At 54.3% G+C, this 17,757-nt stretch carries 15 protein-coding genes; 12 read left to right on the forward strand and 3 right to left on the reverse strand.

Features of this window, described 5'->3' with window-relative positions:
* The first annotated feature begins 33 nt into the window (after positions 1–33).
* The 9 genes from G0Q06_RS04815 to G0Q06_RS04855 all read left to right on the forward strand — a co-directional run bounded on the left by G0Q06_RS04815 (position 34) and on the right by G0Q06_RS04855 (position 9,748).
* Entirely contained in the window at positions 34–1,401 is a 1,368-nt protein-coding gene (locus G0Q06_RS04815) for a sigma-54-dependent transcriptional regulator (protein ID WP_163963339.1), read from the forward strand.
* A 102-nt stretch (positions 1,402–1,503) separates the two neighbouring features.
* Positions 1,504–2,520, forward strand: a complete 1,017-nt coding sequence (locus G0Q06_RS04820; RefSeq protein WP_163962982.1) for a calcium/sodium antiporter — start codon at positions 1,504–1,506, stop codon at positions 2,518–2,520.
* A gap of 53 nt (positions 2,521–2,573) precedes the next feature.
* A complete protein-coding gene (gene gpmI, locus G0Q06_RS04825; protein WP_163962984.1) occupies positions 2,574–4,142 on the forward strand; it encodes a 2,3-bisphosphoglycerate-independent phosphoglycerate mutase in 1,569 nt (522 codons plus the stop codon).
* A gap of 123 nt (positions 4,143–4,265) precedes the next feature.
* Entirely contained in the window at positions 4,266–5,483 is a 1,218-nt protein-coding gene (locus G0Q06_RS04830) for a pyrophosphate--fructose-6-phosphate 1-phosphotransferase (RefSeq protein WP_163962986.1), read from the forward strand.
* 125 nt (positions 5,484–5,608) lie between these two features.
* Complete coding sequence (locus G0Q06_RS04835; RefSeq protein ID WP_163962989.1) at positions 5,609–6,463, forward strand: hypothetical protein; 855 nt, start codon at positions 5,609–5,611, stop codon at positions 6,461–6,463.
* 53 nt (positions 6,464–6,516) lie between these two features.
* Entirely contained in the window at positions 6,517–7,095 is a 579-nt protein-coding gene (locus G0Q06_RS04840) for a PEP-CTERM sorting domain-containing protein (protein WP_163962991.1), read from the forward strand.
* A 193-nt stretch (positions 7,096–7,288) separates the two neighbouring features.
* Entirely contained in the window at positions 7,289–8,275 is a 987-nt protein-coding gene (locus G0Q06_RS04845; RefSeq protein ID WP_163962993.1) for a hypothetical protein, read from the forward strand.
* Between the two features lie 35 nt (positions 8,276–8,310).
* Positions 8,311–8,898, forward strand: coding sequence for a PEP-CTERM sorting domain-containing protein (locus G0Q06_RS04850; protein WP_163962994.1), 588 nt, complete (start codon positions 8,311–8,313; stop codon positions 8,896–8,898).
* A 19-nt stretch (positions 8,899–8,917) separates the two neighbouring features.
* Positions 8,918–9,748: a hypothetical protein gene (locus G0Q06_RS04855; RefSeq protein ID WP_163962996.1), complete on the forward strand. Its 831-nt coding sequence runs from the start codon at positions 8,918–8,920 to the stop codon at positions 9,746–9,748.
* Here the strand turns inward: G0Q06_RS04855 and G0Q06_RS04860 are convergent.
* The 3 genes from G0Q06_RS04860 to ggt all read right to left on the reverse strand — a co-directional run bounded on the left by G0Q06_RS04860 (position 9,745) and on the right by ggt (position 14,240).
* Positions 9,745–11,325 (reverse strand): hypothetical protein, encoded by a 1,581-nt coding sequence (locus G0Q06_RS04860; RefSeq protein WP_163962998.1) that lies wholly within the window; start codon positions 11,323–11,325, stop codon positions 9,745–9,747. The two genes, G0Q06_RS04855 and G0Q06_RS04860, sit on opposite strands and share 4 nt — an antisense overlap.
* Before the next feature lie 175 nt (positions 11,326–11,500).
* Positions 11,501–12,448 carry an ABC transporter ATP-binding protein gene (locus G0Q06_RS04865; protein WP_163963000.1) on the reverse strand — a complete coding sequence of 316 codons (948 nt, stop codon included), beginning with the start codon at positions 12,446–12,448 and terminating at the stop codon, positions 11,501–11,503.
* 79 nt (positions 12,449–12,527) lie between these two features.
* Positions 12,528–14,240 (reverse strand): gamma-glutamyltransferase, encoded by a 1,713-nt coding sequence (ggt, locus tag G0Q06_RS04870; protein ID WP_163963002.1) that lies wholly within the window; start codon positions 14,238–14,240, stop codon positions 12,528–12,530.
* Between the two features lie 154 nt (positions 14,241–14,394).
* On the opposite strand from ggt, the gene G0Q06_RS04875 reads away from it, so the two are divergent.
* The 3 genes from G0Q06_RS04875 (at position 14,395) to clpX (ending at position 17,753) form a co-directional block, all read left to right on the forward strand.
* Positions 14,395–15,753, forward strand: a complete 1,359-nt coding sequence (locus tag G0Q06_RS04875) for a trigger factor (protein ID WP_163963004.1) — start codon at positions 14,395–14,397, stop codon at positions 15,751–15,753.
* 35 nt (positions 15,754–15,788) lie between these two features.
* Positions 15,789–16,388: an ATP-dependent Clp protease proteolytic subunit gene (locus G0Q06_RS04880; protein WP_163963006.1), complete on the forward strand. Its 600-nt coding sequence runs from the start codon at positions 15,789–15,791 to the stop codon at positions 16,386–16,388.
* Positions 16,389–16,454: 66 nt separating this feature from the next.
* A complete protein-coding gene (gene clpX, locus G0Q06_RS04885; protein ID WP_163963008.1) occupies positions 16,455–17,753 on the forward strand; it encodes an ATP-dependent Clp protease ATP-binding subunit ClpX in 1,299 nt (432 codons plus the stop codon).
* The last annotated feature ends 4 nt before the right edge of the window (positions 17,754–17,757 follow it).

Genomic DNA, 17,757 nt, shown 5'->3' on the forward strand with positions numbered 1-17,757 from the left:
CACGTGAGTAATAATGTCGCACTTTTTGAGGAGATGCCTGCCACCATTCTGATAGTTGATGATGAGAAGCACACCCGGGAGGGGTTGATGCTCGCATTGGAAGATGAATACGATGTCTATCTGGCAACGGATGCCGAGGAGGCTTTCCGTCTGATGGAATCCGAGCCGTTCGATGTGATTCTCACGGATCTCCGCATGACGGGCAAAAGCGGGATGAAGGTCATTGAGCAAGCCATGACGCTGTCGAACAAGCCAGTCATTATCATGATGACGGCCTACGGAAATGTGGAAACGGCGGTTGAGGCCATGAAGCGGGGTGCGCACGATTTCCTGACCAAGCCGCTGAATATTGAAAAGCTGGAGATCATGATCCAGCGGGCCTTGCGCAACCGTTCCACGGAAGAAGAGGTGAAGACCTTGAAGAAGCGGTTGGACGACAAATTCAGTCTGGATGGCATCATCGGCAATTCCAGTGCGCTGGCGGGTGTGATCGACAAGGTCCGCCTGGTCGCGCCAACCCGGACAACTGTGCTCATTGAGGGCGAAACTGGAACGGGCAAGGAGCTGATCGCCCAGGCCATTCACCAGAACAGCGAACGTGCGAACAAGCCATTTGTTGCTGTTCACTGTGCGGCCCTCGCGGCCAACTTGCTTGAAAGCGAGCTCTTCGGTCATGAGCGCGGGGCCTTCACCGGGGCCAGCGAGCGCCGGATCGGGCGCTTTGAGGCAGCGAATAACGGAACCCTCTTCCTGGACGAGATTGGCGAAATTGACGCCAGTACACAGGTAAAGTTACTGCGCTTTCTGGAGACGCGTTCCTTTGAGCGGCTCGGTAGCGTGAAGCCAGTCAAGGTCGATGTACGTCTTGTCGCAGCGACCAATCGCAACCTTGCCGAGCTGGTCAAGTCGGGCGACTTCCGTGAGGATTTGTTGTATCGGCTGAATGTGGTTACCCTGACCATGCCACCCTTGCGTGAACGGCAGGATGACATTCCCGTGCTTCTTCATCACTTCATGAAAACCGTTGCTGAGGAAAACGGTGTCCCGCTGCTGGAAGTCGACCCGGATGTATTCCGCGCCTTGCAGACTTACAACTGGCCGGGCAACATCCGCGAGCTGCGCAACTTTGCCGAGAATACGGTCGTCATGAAACGGGGTGGGCGGCTTAGCCTGTACGATCTGGACAGTCGTTTTCTCAGTCCGGAACATGAGGCCCTAGCTTCTTCCCCGGCTGCCCCCATCAACAATCCCTTGTCCGTCGAGGAGAATGAAAAGCGCCTCCTCCGCAATGCCCTTGTCCAGGCTAATGGAAACCGTACACAGGCTGCCAAGCTTCTTGGAATGAGCCGCCGAACTCTACACCGGAAGCTCAAGCAGTGGCCGGATCTGGATGTCAGGTAGGGTAACTCCAACCTAAGACCGCCTGAAGGTGGAACTCCAACGATTCCTCCCATTCCTTCTTGCAGTCTCTCGTGAATTGAGCTTTCTCCCACCTTTCACAGCATGGAAGCCTGGATACAATCACTCGTCCAACCGATTCCTCTTTGGGGACTCTTCATAATAATCGCCGTGTTCCTCTACACGCTGGCGAAAGGGGCGGATATTCTCGTGGTGGAAGCAGTCACGCTATCCATTCGCTGGGGCGTTCCGCCGCTCCTGATCGGGGCGACAATTGTCAGCCTCGGGACGACCTTGCCGGAGACGGCGGTTTCGGTGGCGGCAGCCTTAGGTGGGCGCCCGGGACTTGCGCTGGGCAACGCAGTTGGCTCGATCATCTGTGACACGGGATTGATTCTTGGCATTGCAGCCCTGATGAGGCCCATTCCCCTTGATAAGACAATCGTCAACCGGCAGGGCTGGATTCAACTGGGATCGGGATTTCTGCTCGTTGCCATGTGTCTTCCCTGGTCATCCCTTGGAAGTGTATTCAGCGAAGGCGGGCGACTTCCGCGCTGGGGTGGTTGGCTTTTCCTTTTCCTGCTCGTGGTCTACATCTGGAAATCGATCGACTGGGCTCGCAAGGGCGAAGCACCTGAACAGGAGGAGACACATGCCGATTCGGCAAAGATGCCGATCGTCCTTCTGAAGCTCGCCCTTGGCATGGCTCTGGTCATTCTTTCCTCGAAGGTGCTGATCCCGACCGTTGAAGAGACTGCTTTTCGTCTGCATGTTCCGGAAGCCATCATTGCGGCCACGCTGGTCGCCTTCGGGACATCCCTTCCGGAGCTGGTCACAGTGGTCACATCTGTGAGGCGCGGCCATGGTGGGCTTGCCCTCGGAAATGTAATCGGGGCAGACATCCTGAATGTCCTTTTTGTCGCAGGGGCCTCGGCCGCTGTGACTCCGGGCGGTCTGTATGCGGATCCAAAGTTCTTTTCGCTCCTTTTCCCGGCAATGATATTTGTCCTGCTTGTTTTCCGGATCTCCGTCTGGGTATCGGGGACGCACATGCGGCGCTGGACAGGATTTGTCCTTCTGGGCGCATATATTCTTGTCACGTTGCTCTCCTATTCTAGATAAGAGCGGTTTTTAAAGGGTACAATAAAGATTAGGCTCACTAATATAGATTTCATATGGAAACACGACCTGTAGTATTAATCATCCGGGATGGCTGGGGTGAAAATCACAACCCGGCGCACGATGCGTTTAACGCGGTCAAACTGGCTGAGACGCCGGTGGCCGACAAACTTACTGCCGAATGGCCGCGCACCGAACTGATGGCTTGCGGGCTGGATGTGGGACTTCCGGAAGGTGTGATGGGCAATTCCGAAGTAGGGCACCAGAACATCGGAGCTGGGCGAATTGTCGATCAGGAGATCGTCCGCATCGACAAGGGCTTCGAAATGGGGACCGTGAAGGACAACGCCATCCTCCAGGGGGCTTTTACAGGCCAGAGCCCTGTAACTCTCCACCTGATGGGCCTTGTCTCCGATGCCGGCGTCCATGCCATGCTGGAACACCTCTACGGCCTGCTCCGTCTGGCCAAGGAGGCTGGACTGGAAAAAGTCTTTATCCACTGCTTTACCGATGGGCGTGATACGCCGCCCAAATCGGGAATGGGCTACATCAAACAGATCGAGGAAAAGTGCGCCGAGATTGGCATCGGGCAGATTGCCTCCGTTTCCGGTCGCTTCTGGGCCATGGACCGTGACCTGCGCTGGGATCGCGTGCAGAAGGCCTACGATTGCCTGACCGGCCGCAACGTCGAGCGAACGGCCCCCGATGCCTCAGCCGCCATTCAGCTTTACTACGACAATCCACTCGATTCATCCCGCAACGGGGACGAGTTCATTGTCCCGACAGCCATCGTCGGTGAAGACGGCAAGCCAGTGGGGACCATCAAGGACGGTGACTCGGTCATCTTTTTCAACTTTCGCGGGGACCGGCCGCGCGAGCTCACCCGTGCATTTATCAATGACGAATTCGATGGCTTCGACCGGGGCGACAAGCTCGATCTTTACTATGCGACGATGACGGATTACCAAAAGGGCCTCTGCGACAAGGTGATCTTCAACAAGCCAGCCAAGATGCCGGACATTCTGGGCACCTATGTCGCTGACAAGGGCATTCCGCAGTTTCGTTGCGCCGAGACAGAGAAGTTTCCCCACGTGACGTTCTTCTTTAATGATTACCGGGAAGAACCCTTGGAGGGTGAGGATCGCGAAATGATCCCAAGCCCAAAGGAGGTCGCAACCTATGACTTGAAACCGGAAATGTCGGCCTACGGGATTCGTGATGCCGCCGACAAGGCCATCCGCTCAGGCAAGTACGGGCTGGTCGTTATAAATTTTGCGAATGCAGACATGGTGGGCCACACGGGCTCCAAGGAAGCGGCCATCAAGGCCTGCGAAGTGGTTGACAACTGCGTAGGCACGCTGCTTGAAGCGGTGGATGCCATCGGCGCCGCCGCCCTCATCACAGCCGATCACGGCAACAGTGACCAGATGTATGTTCCGGAAACCGGCAGCGCCCACACCGCGCATACGCTCAATCCGGTCGAGCTGGTCGTCTACGGAAAGGAGCTCAAGTCCCTTTCCCTCGCCCAATCGGGCCGACTTGCCGACATCGCCCCGACCATTCTCAAACTCATGGGTCTCGAGCAGCCCGCAGCCATGACCGGCGCGAACCTGCTTAATTCCTGAATTTCCCAACTACGAATCATGCAAATTCCACGAATTATTTTTTTGAGTTCCCTGTAGACAACTCAATATCAGTCTAGATTCGTCCAATTCGTCTGATTCGTAGTCTTCAAACATCTTTATACCATGAAAGTAGCCATCCTCACAGCCGGGGGCCTTGCGCCCTGTCTCAACTCCGCCGTCGGCGGGCTTATTGAACGCTATACGGAGATTGATCCGTCTATTGAAATTATCTGCTACCGCAGCGGGTACAAGGGCCTTCTCCTGGGTGACTCAATCGAGGTCACCGATGTCATCCGCGAGGATGCCGGTATCCTGCATCGTTTCGGCGGCAGCGCCATCGGCAACAGCCGGGTCAAGCTGACCAATGTCAAGGACTGCGTGAAGCGGGGCCTCGTCCAGGAGGGCCAGGATCCCCAGCAAGTGGCTGCCGATCAGCTGGTTAAGGATGGCGTTGATATCCTGCACACGGTGGGCGGGGACGATACAAATACGGCTGCCGCCGATCTGGCCGCCTTTCTCAAGAAAAATGACTACGATCTTACGGTTATCGGCCTGCCCAAGACCATCGACAACGATGTTTTCCCGATCAGCCAGAGCCTCGGGGCATGGACAGCCGCCGAGCAAGGCGCCGCGTTCTTCGAAAATATTGTTAATGAGCACAACGCCAATCCGCGCATGCTCATCGTCCATGAGGTGATGGGACGCAATTGTGGCTGGCTCACCGCTGCCACGGCTATGGAATACATGGATCTGGTCGACCAGAACGATTATGTCCCGGAAATTGGCCTCGATAAGGAGCGCTTTGAGGTCCATGGGGTCTATATTCCCGAGATGTCCATCGATATCGATGCCGAGGCTGCCCGCCTCAAGGCGATCATGGATGAGTTTGATTGCGTGAATATCTTCGTCTCCGAGGGAGCCGGGGTGGGCGATATCGTCAAGATGATGGAATCCGAGGGGCAGGAGGTCCCGCGCGATGCCTTTGGCCACGTCAAGCTGGATGCAGTCAATCCGGGCAAGTACTTTGCCGAACAATTTGCCAGGAAGATGGGCGCCGAAAAGGTCATGGTCCAGAAATCCGGCTATTTCTCCCGTGCCGCCGCCGCCAACGACGAGGATCTGCGCCTCATCAAGTCCTGCGTCGATCTTGCTGTCGAGTGCGCCATCAAGCACCAGGGTGGGGTCATCGGGCATGACGAGGACAACCAGAATATCCTCTCCGCCATTGCATTCGATCGCATTAAAGGCGGCAAGCCGTTCGATATCGATACCGACTGGTTCATTGAGCTCCTCGAAATCATGGGCCAACCCAAAGGCGAACGGGTCGAGGTGGCACACTAGGCGCCAATCGAGGCTTTTTTTGAACGATTTACAGGTTTTCAGCCTTTCCCGAGCAAAATTAATTCCTTTCCGCAGAAAAAAAGGCTTTACAGGCCTAGAGAAGGCCCTTCAAAATGATTCTCGATATGAAACTAAATAATCTCACCCCAATCGTTCTATCTGCCGCCGCTTTATGCGCCGGATCTCTTTCACTCTCTGCCGCGACGTCTGGCGTCGTGGGAGCGACTTCAATTACGGTTCCCAGCGGCCCTACCGTGATGTCGATCGCTTATCTCAAGTCAGTTGAGCTCCAATCAGCCGTTGCTAGTGTTACCGGCGCTGATGTTGATGTTGGCGCTACTGTTCCGGTTTTGACCGGTCCTCATTACCTGCATGTTCTCGATGGAACGGACGCAGGCCGCGTATATGATATCGACTCTTACGTCGGCAATGTAGTTACTTTGACCGGGGCTCCGGTGGCTTTGACTGCCGGTGATACCGTTGCCATCCGCGCCCACATGACGCTCGATGACCTTGGTGCCAGCGTTCCTAATTTCTCGACTGTTACATTGCTCGAGCCAGGTGGAACTCCACTCGTTGCAACCAAGTTATTCACAGGATGGAGCACAGGTGGCGATACCATTATCCGTCCCGCCGAAGGTTTCGTTATCAATAACGGCCTTGCTTTCACGATGACCCTTTCGGGCGCTGTGAGCGAAGACGACGTTATTTATGAAGCCGCTTCCGGACCAGCAATTATTGGATTTATTGACCCAGTCGATGGTGCAGTGGACGTTGTCAGCACAGTTGCTGCAGGCGTTCCGAACTTCTCGACTATCACAGCCTTGAATCCTGACGGAAGCCCGTTGGTTTCAACCAAGCTTTTCACAGGTTGGTCAATTGATCCGTCAACTATTGATGTAACGGATTACAAATCAATCGTTATTAATACAGCTGCAGGCGTAAATATCGTCAATGCTGGCAATGTTATTGCCCCATAGTTTTTAAAGCATTTTCACTCAATCAATCTAAATAAAATAACTACACAATAATTATGAAAAAAATCCTAGCCACTCTTGGACTCGCTTCCATGGTTTTCGTTTCCTCTGCGACAGCGCAGTCATTTGCTTTCGTCGGCGAAGTAGGCCAGCTCCTGAATGCAACGGGTAATCCTGTTAATTCAACAGCGGTCGATGCATTTTATGCTGTCACCCCGTCTGGTACTGTGCCGTCCTTCGTGGATGCGCTCGCACCTACTCCAGAAGAGGTCGCAGCTGCAATTAGTGACTTCTCCTGGTTGCCACTTGTTGACGGCGCTCCTGCAGGCGCAGACTTCATGACTCCTGATGTACAATTAGGTGCCTTGGTTTCTATCGCAGTTGGCGAACAACCTATCTTTGCCTTCTTTGACAGCGTTGCCACTCCGACTGAAGTTGCAGTCCTTTCGGGTGCCCCGTTCTTGTCAAATCTTGATAATCGTTTCATCACGATTTCTTCAGGCAACTTCTCCATCCTTTCTGGAGCTGCTGGCTCCGTCCAGATGGTTTCAGTCGTTCCTGAGCCGTCAACCTTCGCTCTCTTGGGCGGTGTTTTGGCACTCGGCTTCGTGATGTATCGTCGCCGCCGGGCATAAACAGTTTTCTAATAATAATCTAGGTGGGATTATTTCGGTCCCGGTATCGCTTCGGCGGTGCCGGGGCTTTTTTTGTTCTAACATCAGGAGAAATCGTGAGTCTTCAGGCGCTTTTGCATCGCCCCGATTGTCGTAATTCACCGAAAAAATTTCTTGTCAGTCACGCGGTGTGCCGTCACGTATTTATAGCGAAATGCGAACCACCCTGATTATTTCCAGCATACTCTTATCAAGTACTCACATTCCTGTTTCGTTATCCGCCCAGACAACAGTCTACACCGAGCCCATGGGCGGGAGCTATGTGACTGTTGCCGAAAGCATTTTGGGAGGGGTCTTCGTATCGTGTCCTTACATTCACGATAATGATTTTGTGGGAGACGTATCTGGTGTAGTCGATGGGACTGGATCTTCCACTGTGAGTGTTGGGGGGGCGCCCTTGGTTTCAGGGGCCTTTAATGAATCGCTCCAATTTCCCCTCTACTATCTGGAAATAACTGAGGGAGGTCACCCGTTTGAGGGGTATTCTTTTGATATCATTTCCAACACCACAGATTCAGTCATTGTATCGGCTGAGCTGGCTGCAGATTTTTCCCTTGCTGCTGGGGACCAGATTCAAATCCGCAAGCATATGACTCTCGATGACTTTTTTGCGGATGCTGAGAGTTCTTTCGCCGCATTTTTCGAAACAGTAAAGTTCTTCAACCTGGATGGTAGTATCGATCTCTATACGTGGACTGGCTCAATGTGGTCACCAGATTTCGGGACAACTGATAGTGGTCAGAGACAGATCTATCCCGGTGAAGGCTTTCTCGCGACCTTCAGCTCAGAGATCACTTTTATCGTCAGTGGCAAAGTGAAGACGACCAAGACTGTCGTTCCGATTCCCGCTTCGACGGTTTATCCTGTTTTTTATGGTTCATCAAGCCCCGTCGATGAAACTCTTGGTTCCCTGCAGCTTGCCGCTGGCGGACTGAACGACTTTTTTGGAACGGTTAAATTCATATCCGAGGATGGCAATCTCACCCCCATCACGCTCTTTACGGACTGGGGTGGGTTTATGACAGATGACTTTGGCTCGACCGATGGAAGTGCTTATCCCGTACCGGCATTGACCGCCTTACAAATTGCCAACGGGGGCATTGAAACAAACGTTGTTCTGCCAGCACCGTTTACCCCTTAATTCTATATTTTCAAATCTCACAAAGCTCTTTTTAAATGAAAAAATCCACACTTCTTTTAATGACGTCACTTTGCCTTGGCGGTGTGGCATCTTATGGTGCCGTTACGGTGCAAATTATCTCGAATGCCGCCACGGGTCAGGTTCAAGATTCCACGGGGACCGCGCTACCGGATGGTAGCCTAATGCGGGTTGGGTTCTTTGATCTTGATCCTATTACTGGACTGGGCTCTCTGAGTGCATCCCAGTTGCTTGACTCCAGTCTGGTGGAACCCTTCTTTACGGAATTTACGACCTTCACCAGCGCTAGTGGAAACTTTCTGGAGAATGACAATACCTTGGATGCGACAAATGTGGGTGATCAGGTTTACCTTTGGGTATTTAATTCACCCCTCCCAGCGACGGCTAGCGAGTACGGCATATTCAGCTCAAGTACCTGGAACTCTCCGGCCGATACAGGCTCATTAAATATGGTCTCTTCGGCTATCAATGAGACTGTTGTCGGCTCGACCGATGGGTCTGCGCCAACAAATTTTCTGCTGACCGCTGTACCGGAACCCGCCCACTATGCAGCCCTTGTTGGGCTGATCGGTCTTGGTGTGGTCATCTGGCGCCGCCGGCGCTAGCGCAGGATTTCGCAGGCGCATGCGACGAAACTTACTGACGCTTCTGTTGGGCTGTGCCTGTCTCTGCTCGCACGCGGACATCACGATTCAGGTGATTGCCATACCGGCGACAGGGGCGTTCCTTCAGGCGGACGAATCGGCCCTGCCGGACGGGAGTATTGCCCGGGTTGGATATTTTGACGAGGCTGGGCTCTCTGGATTGGATGCGAGCGGATTGCGAAATTTCGGGACGTTAGACGCCTTGTTTACGGAAGTGACAAGTTTTCCGAGCCGGTCGGGCAACATCCAGGGAAACACGAATGTCTCGGTATCAACTGCCGGAGGTGTTGGCCGGAGGATTTATCTTTGGATCTACAATGGAGGGAATCCTGAGAGTGCCACACAGAGCGGGATATTTACTGACCCAAACTGGACCGTTCCCTCTGACCTTGGCAGCTTGAACATGGTCAGCTCGGCAATTGACGAGGCGGATATTGTTCTGGGGACGGTCGTCCCGGGCGGCTATGCGCTTGAGGAAATGGGCGATGGATCCGAAGGCCTGGGATTGGAAGCGCTGTTCGAGACCAAGAAAAACCTCGATGGGACCTTCACTTCATCCTGGTTCGGGACCTATTCCGATCTGGGGTCTCGCTGGATTTATGATTCTGCACGAGGTGTCCTGTATGTTAATAACAGCTCAACGCGGGAAGACATATTTCTCTATAGCATTTCGCTGGCAAGCTGGGTGTGGACCAGCCGCGATACGTACCCAATTCTTTATTCCTACAGCTCCGGCACCTGGTTGCATGTGTTCGAGGTGAATGGCGCAGCGTATCTCTTTGATTACGCGGCTGGTGATTGGCAGCTCTAATCGTCCTTTCGGTCCCTACGCAGCTTTGCGTGCAGGCCGAGTGTTAGCACGGTGAGGAGAAGAATCCCAAATCCCAAGGCGCGCTGAACGGTAAGGGCGTGTTCATTGAGTTCCTCCGATGGGATAAGTTGAGTCACGCTGAGGAGGATGAGGATAATGGGCGAGAGGGATGCAACAAAGAGGGCGGCTGGATTGAATCCGTTGCTGATGGCGGTGATGAGGATAGCCCCGAGAATCGGCACCAACCAGTGCAGGAGGGCGAAGAGTCCAAGTTGACCTCCGCCAAAGGATTCCTTGAGTCCCTGAAAATAAAACAGGCAGAGCCCGGTTGTGCCAATAAGGATGAGGCCCATGAATGGGTGCGAATTGAGACCGTCAAAGTATCCGCTTCGGTGAACTGTGAAAAGGGCGATGCCGACCAGTGTTGTTTGGACCAGGAAGAGCAGGGTAGTCAGGGTGTAGCCGTTGGCTTCGTCATCCCAGCGTGGGAGCTGGTTTAGGTTTTGTCGCTTGGCGCGAATTCGGCCGAGTCGGAATTGCTGTGGATCGGGCAGGGCGGAGACCATGAGGACAAAAGCCAGGAGGGTCGTCACCAGCGCAAGGATCAAAGGAAGCCCGGCCACGGCAGCAGCCTGTGGAAGGGTGCCATCCGACTGGAAGATGCGGATGGCGTTCTCCGAGCGGGTCAGGTTGGGCCAGATATTGGCCAGGCTCATGATTGCGAAGGCCGAAAAGGTAATCATAGCCATTGGCTTGTTGATCGCCGGGACGCTGTCGGCCTTCCATTTGCGGGCGATGATAGTCGCAAAGAGGATAATCAGGAGCGACTGGATCATGAAAGAGAAGAGCGTCCCGGAAATCATAAGGGTAAAGAACGGGACATCCTGCCCGGCCAACAAACCGAATTCGTCCATGCGGATATTCTCACTCGGGCCAATGACCGGAAGAATGTTTTCCGCAAAGACCGGCCGGACGGTGAGAAATTCCATAAAGACGAGCCCGAGGTGGGAAAGTTGCGGGAGGGCAAAATACAATAGAATGATGAGCCCCTGGGAGATCCGGGCCGACCAGCGCCACTTCTTGCTGATCATCCCAGCGACCATGCCCGTAAAGTGGTACAGGAGGGTCGAGGTGAAGAGAATCAGGTAGTAGGGAAGGAAGGCGGTGGGCGACACCTTGCCGACAATCAGGACAAAGGCCATGAAGGGCAGGGTGATGCCAAAAAGCACATATTCCCGCACTGGCAGACCAAACAGGTATCCGAGAATTTTCTGCGGAATGGGCAAAGGGGTCAGACGCTGGTAATTGAGGACATTGTCGACCTTTTCCCGCGTGATCCCAGTAGCCACACTACCGGTACCCATGAAGAGCAGGATGATCCCCTGAATGATCATCATTGGCAGGATGGCGGCCCGGGCGGCATCCATCGGATCACGATCACGGACAACTTGGGGGACGTAGATGATTGCCACCGTGAAGGCGCATGTGATGGTCGTCAGAAGATACCAGAAGATGGCCTTCTTGACGCGCAGATTGGATCGGCAGAAACGGATGAAAATGGGATTATTGTGAAGCATGGTCTAAAATTCGATCGTATGTACGGCAGTGTTGAGGAGAGAAACCACGGATTGCACGGATTTAAGGGATTTAGAGGTTTTCAGGAATTAAGAGAAACACCCTGATCCTTGAAATCCGTGTCATCGGTGGTTCCTCCTTTCGTCGGTTCATCTATATCGCGTTTGGTTTGGCGACTCATTCGGACTCCTCCGGTTCGGTCGAGATGGCCCGCATGACATCCTCCAGACTGGAGCGCCGGGCTTGAAAGCCATGGATCTGGAAATTGGCCTGGACAAGGTCCTTGAGCAATGTGGCCTGCGCATCCTTGCCCCCGGCGAGCTCCACATGGATCCGGTGCGGCTGTTTCTCGGGCAGGGTGGCGGTTAGATTGTGGGAGGCCAACCAGTCCCGGCAGGCCTCGCGACCATCCACCAGTTCAATCTCCACCTTGCTGATGGCATGCTCCATTGAGGCGAGGACATCATGAACGTCGCCATGCTCGCGAAGGCGACCCTTGTGGAGAATTCCAATGGACGTCGCCATCTCGGCAAGCTCGCTGAGAATGTGCGAGGAAATGATGATTGTCGCCCCGGTGGTGGCCACGCTCTGAAGGGCATCCTTGAGATCAATACGGGCGAGCGGATCCATGCCACTGGCGGGCTCGTCGAGGAGGAGAATCTCCGGCTTGTGAAGGAGCGTCTTGGCGAGGACAACCCGTTGCGTCATGCCACGGGAAAGGGTCCCGCACAGGACATCGCGCTTGTCCGCAAGCTTGACCAGCTCCAGGCATTCATCAACCCGCTTGGACTTTTCGGTCCCGGCAAGCCCGTACGACGCAGCGTAGAGATCTAGAAATTCCCATACCCTGAGATTGCCCACCACGGGAGCCAGATCGGGCATGTAGCCCAAACGGGCACGGATAGCATCCGGATCCCGGTCCAGATCGTAACCGGCCATCCGGACGTGTCCGTAGGTGGGCACCAGCAAAGTCGCAAGGACGTTCAGGGTGCTGGTCTTGCCCGCCCCATTGGGACCCACCAGTCCGTAAATTTCTCCCTTGTCGATGGTCAGGGAAAGATTGTTCACGGCGGTCAAATCGCCGTAATCGACCCGCAGGTCCTGTAGTTCTATAGCTATACTCATATCTGCAAAAAAAATTGGAGTCCCGGTTGAAGTTCCGCCATCAGGCGGTCTTGGTTGGGGTCCAGCCTTTAGGCGGTCGTCAATACCCCACTGCCGCCCCTCCATCCCGTCGTGGATCAGTGGCCCCTGTCAAGACATCACCCGCACGGACAATCGTCTGGGCCGAGCCAATAGTCCCTTCCTCGGTTATCGGGTATCCGATCAGCCGAAGCGAATGCAGCGCGTCGGAAGGAAAGCCGCGTTCCACGTAAAGGGCATCCGGGAACCACTGGTGATGGAAGCGCGGGGCGTTGTTGGCTTCCGCGGCGTTTAGTTCGAATTCCATCACATTCAAGGCGACCTGGAGAACGGTATTGATGATCCTGCTCCCGCCGGGGCTTCCGGTGACAATGTGGACCTCGTCATTTCGCGTCACAATAGTCGGGGTCATTGAGCTGAGCATGCGCTTCCGCGGCTCGACGGCGTTGGCCTCTCCACCAATCAGACCGAAGGCGTTCGGTGTACCCGGCTTGGCGGAGAAATCATCCATTTCATTATTTAACAAAATGCCTGTCCCTTCGGCCATGATGCCTGAACCGTAACTGAAATTAAGCGTATAGGTGTTGGAGACCGCGTTCCCTCGGGCGTCAACAATCGAGAAATGGGTTGTTTCCGGACTTTCCGTCACGGGGCGTGGCTCCCCCGGATCAATATCGGAACTGGCCGTGGGAGTCATTGAATTGATCCGGTTGAGGATCTTCTGCTCATAGCCCTCCGAAAGAATCTCATCCACGGGGATGTCTGCAAAGTCCGGATCGCCAAGGTGCTTTGAGCGATCGGCATAAGCTCGTTTCATGGCTTCAGCCATGATGTGGACGGTCTGGCCACTGTTCTGTCCCCACGCCCGCAGCGGGAAATTTTCAAGCAAGCGGAGCATCTGGATGAGATGGACGCCTCCCGAGCTTGGTGGTGGCATCGAGTAGATGACAAAATCCCGGTACGTGCCACTGACCGGATCGCGCCAGACCGGTTTGTAGTCCGCGAGGTCTTCCAGGCTCATGATGCCGTTGTTCTTGGAAAGGGTCTCCACGATGGCTTGGGCCGTCGGACCTGCGTAAAAGCCCGCCAGGCCCTCTTTGGCAATCCGCTCGAGGGAAGTTGCCAGATCTGCCTGAACAAGCCGCTCACCAGCCCTGTAGAGGCTACCATCCTTCTTGAAGAAGACCTGGCTCGCGGTCGCGTCCATTCGCCCGGAATCGCGCGCCTCGGAAAGGCTCTTCGCGAGGCCCGGGTGAATGTTGAATCCATTCCTTGCGAGGGCAATCGCGGGTGCGAGGAGTCGCTCTAGCGGAAGCGAGCCAAAGCGTTCGTGGGCGGCAATCAACCCGGCAACAGTGCCCGGCACACCGACCGCCAGCGGGGAATTCCTGGAAAGGTCCGGATCGGCTTCTCCATCCTCGTCGAGAAACATATCCCGATAGGCCTTGAGGGGCGCGGTTTCGCGGTAATCGAGGGCATAGGTGTTCCCGGTTTCCGCTTCGTGAAAAAGCATGAACCCTCCACCGCCGATATTCCCGGCTCGGGGAAGGGTTACGGCCAAGGCGAATCCGGTTGTTACAGCTGCATCAATGGCATTTCCACCGTCTTCCAGTACGGCCAATCCAGCCTCGGCGGCCAGCTTTTCGGCGGCCACGACCATGCCTTGTTTCGCCTCAACCGGGCGAAAAATGGAGTTGCTCCGGTAGATTGGAGCTGCCCCGGCAAGGTTCATGATGACCAGACCGACTAGAATCAGGGAATGTCTCGCGTGCATCCACATCACCATGGGGGATTTTTTTGGTTTGGAAAGATTAAGTGTCACGCCCCCTTCAAAGCGGAATATTTCAAAATGAGTTGACCGATAAAACTCCATGTCGTTTAGTGCCCGTTTTTTCCGAAGCTATTTAATCATCAAAACGATAGAGACCGTGAACGTCAGTATAACCGATATTACAGAAACCCGTAAGGATGTCGTTGTGACCATCAGCAGCGATGAAATTTCCAAGCAGGAAAGCAGCATCCTGAAAAACTTTATGAAGCAGGCGAAAGTGCCTGGTTTTCGCCCAGGAAAGGCTCCCGAAGCGCGAGTGCGCCAGCTTTTCGGATCGCAGATCAAGGAGCAGCTAAAGGAATCCGTGATGCGGTCTGCCTATGATGAAGTGGTCGGGCAGGATAATCTCGATGTCTACACAATCGTCGAGTTTCCCGAGCCGGGAGATATCTTGAGCGGACAGGAAGTCTCGATCGACCTGACCGTCGACGTGAATCCGGAATTTGAGTTGCCGGATTACAAGGGAATTTCGACTGAAGTTCCTTCAACCGAGGTGGATGACAAGGAAATCGAGGATTCCATCGACCGGATTCGCCGACAACGCGCGGATTTTGAAGTCGTCGAGCGCGAGGCCGCGGCAGGTGATTACGTGAAGCTTTCCTACACGGGTACAATCGATGGGGAAGCCATTGCGGAGAAGCTGAAGGATGTCCCACGCCTGCAAGCTTGGGGGTCTGTTACTGATGGCTGGGAAGAAGCCGGTACGGATGAAGCCAAGCAATTTGGCGTTCCGGCTGTCATCGATGCGCTTGTCGGCATGAAGGCCGGGGACAAGAAATCCGTTGAGCAGGAAATCGGGGATGATTTCGCTGTGGAAGAATTGCGCGGCAAGACCGTCACTTACGAGGTCGAGACGCAGGAAGTTCGTGAACGCAAGCTACCCGAGATTGATGAGGAATTTCTCAAAAGCGTCCGTGCTGAGTCACTTGAAGACTTCAAGGCACAAATTTTAGACGAGTTGGAAAACCAGAAAAAGCGCAATGCCGAGGATGCCCAACGCGACCAGATCCTGAATTTCCTTGGCGACGCGGTCGATTTCCCTCTGCCAGCCAGCGCGGTCGAGTCGGAGACCCAAAGCGCCATGGCCCGGATCATCAGCCAGAACATGCAGCAAGGTGTTCCGGAAGAGGAATTCGAAAAGCACAAGGAACAGATCCATGCTGGTGCGGCCAAAAGTGCGCAACGTGACGTGAAACTGCAGATTATCCTCAACCGGATTGCCGGCAAGGAGGAGATTACGGTTGAAAACGACGATCTTTCCCGGGCTGTTTACAGCATGGCCATGCAGCAGCGCCAGAAGCCGGAGGATCTTGCCAAGGAATTCCGGAAAGACCGCAGCCGCCTGGTCCAGTTGCAGCGCCAAATCCTTTTCTCAAAGACCCTCGATTTTCTGCGCGGCGAAGCCAAATCAAAAACGGTTGAAGCGGCACCAGTTGACGAAAAAGCGGAATCCTGATTGCGATTCAGCCAAGATCAGATCATCTTACGCACATGAGTTATTATCTGCCATTACCGCACGTCGTCGAGAGCGACGGCCGCACGGAAAAGAGCTGGGATATCTATAGCCGCCTGCTCAAGGACCGCATCATCTTTATTGGCACGCCAGTTGATGACTACGTGGCCAATGCCGTCATCGCCCAGATGCTTTTGTTGCAGATGGAGGATCCCAAAAAGGATATCCAGCTTTACATCAATTCTCCCGGGGGCAGCGTCACCGACGGCATGGCTATTTACGATACCATGCGCTTCCTGAGTTGTGACATCAAGACGTACTGCATGGGACAGGCAGCCAGTATGGCGACTGTGCTCCTTGCTGCCGGCACGCCCGGAAAGCGTTATGCCTTGCCTCATAGCCGCGTGATGATCCACCAGCCAACTGGTGGGGCCACTGGCCAGTCGGCTGACATCACGATTGCGGCCCGTGAAATTCTTCGCTGGAAGCGTACACTGAGCGAAGTCCTCTCGGAGCATTCGGGCCAATCTGTTGAGCGGATTGAAAAGGATTCCGATCGCGACTTCTACATGACTGCCGATGAAGCCAAGGATTATGGGCTTGTCGATCAAGTCATTCAGTTTAAGGATAAGGAATAGCGGGGGACCGCCTGAAGGCGGAACTCCAACTTTAATTGAAGGCGGAATTCCAACTGCAACTTTACAATGGCCCGATCCTCAAAAATGACATTCTGCAGCTTCTGCGGCAAATCGCAGTCGGAAGTACGCAAGATTATTGCTGGACCGGCCGGGGTATACATCTGCGATTCCTGCGTGGACGTCTGTAAGACAATCATTGACCGGGAGTTGAAGGAGGCCGGAAAGACTTCATCAACCAGCGCATCTCCCCGTAGATTCAAGCTGGTGAAGCCAGCTGAAATCAAGGCTCTGCTGGATCTGGATGTTGTCGGTCAGGATCACGCCAAGAAGGTTCTTTCTGTCGCTGTTTACAACCATTACAAACGTCTCAAGTCAGAGGCCGCCCCGGAAGTGGAAAATGCAACTTCTGCAACTTCTGCAACTTCGAAAAAAGCTTCGGATGTGCGGATCGAGAAAAGCAATGTGCTCATGGCGGGTCCCACGGGAAGTGGAAAAACCCTCCTCGCCCGTACCCTTGCCGACCTCCTGGAAGTCCCTTTTGCAATTGCCGACGCTACCACGCTGACCGAAGCCGGCTATGTGGGTGAAGATGTGGAGAATATTGTGCTTCGCCTTCTACAGGCTGCCGATTACGATGTCGCCAAGGCCGAATGCGGTATTATTTATGTCGATGAAATCGACAAGATCGGGCGCAAGACGGATAATGTCTCCATTACGCGCGATGTTTCCGGGGAAGGTGTCCAACAAGCCCTTTTGAAAATCCTGGAAGGTACTGTTTGTAATGTTCCACCGCAAGGCGGGCGTAAGCACCCGAACCAGGAATACATTCAGGTCGATACGCGCAATGTCCTCTTTATCTGTGGCGGTGCATTTGTCGGGCTCGAGGATATCATCCGTCGACGCTTGGGCAAGGGGAGCATTGGTTGGGATGATGCCGAGCATCAATCCTGGGACGGCGAGCGTGTCTATCATGAATTAGCGCCCGAAGATCTTGTGCGATACGGCCTTATCCCCGAGTTTATCGGGCGTTTGCCGGTCGTATCCGTGCTGCAGGAGCTTGATCAGGAGCAGCTTGAACACATTCTTACGCAGACCCGCAATGCCATCACGAAGCAGTATGCGAAACTTTTCGAAATGGAAGGGGTCAAGTTGACTTATCGTAAGGATGCCATCCGTGCGATCGCCGAGAAGGCAATGGTCCTCAAGACCGGTGCGCGTGCCTTGCGCTCAATCATGGAGGGCATTATGCTCGATATCATGTATCAGCTTCCTGACTACAAGGATGTCAAGGAAGTCATTATTACCCCTGCGGTTGTCGCCGGCAAGGCCAAGCCAAAGCTCAAGTACAACGAAGACGCCGCCTAGGAGG

Origin of the sequence: Oceanipulchritudo coccoides, assembly GCF_010500615.1 — a bacterium.
Classification (GTDB): Bacteria; Verrucomicrobiota; Verrucomicrobiia; order Opitutales; family Oceanipulchritudinaceae; genus Oceanipulchritudo; species Oceanipulchritudo coccoides.

Coding starts and splice junctions, on each gene's coding strand:
- gpmI (WP_163962984.1), top strand. CDS start 2,574: ATGGAAACACGACCTGTAGTATTAATCATCCGGGATGGCTGGGGTGAA.
- G0Q06_RS04850 (WP_163962994.1), top strand. CDS start 8,311: ATGAAAAAATCCACACTTCTTTTAATGACGTCACTTTGCCTTGGCGGT.
- G0Q06_RS04855 (WP_163962996.1), top strand. CDS start 8,918: ATGCGACGAAACTTACTGACGCTTCTGTTGGGCTGTGCCTGTCTCTGC.
- G0Q06_RS04880 (WP_163963006.1), top strand. CDS start 15,789: ATGAGTTATTATCTGCCATTACCGCACGTCGTCGAGAGCGACGGCCGC.
- G0Q06_RS04815 (WP_163963339.1), top strand. CDS start 34: ATGCCTGCCACCATTCTGATAGTTGATGATGAGAAGCACACCCGGGAG.
- G0Q06_RS04820 (WP_163962982.1), top strand. CDS start 1,504: ATGGAAGCCTGGATACAATCACTCGTCCAACCGATTCCTCTTTGGGGA.
- G0Q06_RS04830 (WP_163962986.1), top strand. CDS start 4,266: ATGAAAGTAGCCATCCTCACAGCCGGGGGCCTTGCGCCCTGTCTCAAC.
- G0Q06_RS04845 (WP_163962993.1), top strand. CDS start 7,289: ATGCGAACCACCCTGATTATTTCCAGCATACTCTTATCAAGTACTCAC.
- G0Q06_RS04860 (WP_163962998.1), bottom strand. CDS start 11,325: ATGCTTCACAATAATCCCATTTTCATCCGTTTCTGCCGATCCAATCTG.
- clpX (WP_163963008.1), top strand. CDS start 16,455: ATGGCCCGATCCTCAAAAATGACATTCTGCAGCTTCTGCGGCAAATCG.
- G0Q06_RS04840 (WP_163962991.1), top strand. CDS start 6,517: ATGAAAAAAATCCTAGCCACTCTTGGACTCGCTTCCATGGTTTTCGTT.
- G0Q06_RS04865 (WP_163963000.1), bottom strand. CDS start 12,448: ATGAGTATAGCTATAGAACTACAGGACCTGCGGGTCGATTACGGCGAT.
- G0Q06_RS04835 (WP_163962989.1), top strand. CDS start 5,609: ATGAAACTAAATAATCTCACCCCAATCGTTCTATCTGCCGCCGCTTTA.
- ggt (WP_163963002.1), bottom strand. CDS start 14,240: ATGCACGCGAGACATTCCCTGATTCTAGTCGGTCTGGTCATCATGAAC.